Source organism: Falsiroseomonas sp. E2-1-a20 (assembly GCF_051433195.1).
Classification (GTDB): Bacteria; Pseudomonadota; Alphaproteobacteria; order Acetobacterales; family Acetobacteraceae; genus Falsiroseomonas.
In genome coordinates this window covers 1-498 of sequence record NZ_JBHMFT010000200.1, presented here as the reverse complement: position 1 = coordinate 498, position 498 = coordinate 1, and the positions used below count along the sequence as shown (strand labels likewise).

The following is a 498-nucleotide window of genomic DNA, read 5'->3' as shown; positions in this document are numbered from 1 at the left end:
ATCAGGCGGCGGAGCACCGCTCGTTCCTTGCTGCCCTGCCGCTGGCCGTGCCCGGCTGCGGCCAGCGCGTGCCCCGCCTGTGTGTCGAAGCGGTGGAAGTCCCCCGCAAGCGCCTCTTCTACTACCTGATCCGCTGCATGGTTTGCGTCCCGACCATACATCTCAGCGCTGAACGCCCGGCGGCGATCGCCGTCCAGGCCGGAAGGTGCCATGGCGTCGGCGAAGTCGCCACGTTCGAGCAACTTCCACTGCTCGGCCATCGCGGCCCTCAACCAGTCATCGGCGATCCGGCGGAGTTCTTCAGGTGTCAGCGGCGCCCGCTTTCGGATCATGGCCCAGAACAGTTCGAGACGTAGCGCCACACCTGACACAATGAACCTGGCAGTTCGACCGTGTGAGGTGCCCAACGCACGGACCAGCTCGGCGCGTCCAAGACGCGCCACGAGGTCCACCGGCACACGGATTCGGATGGAATGTCGCTTGTTCCTGACGAGCAGG

At 65.9% G+C, this 498-nt stretch carries 1 protein-coding gene; it reads right to left on the bottom strand.

Going from position 1 to position 498, the window contains the following annotated elements; genetic code table 11:
• Positions 1 to 498, bottom strand: a 498-nt coding sequence (locus ACFHPP_RS31360; protein ID WP_437167133.1) for a DUF6538 domain-containing protein, incomplete at both ends; no start/stop codon positions are given.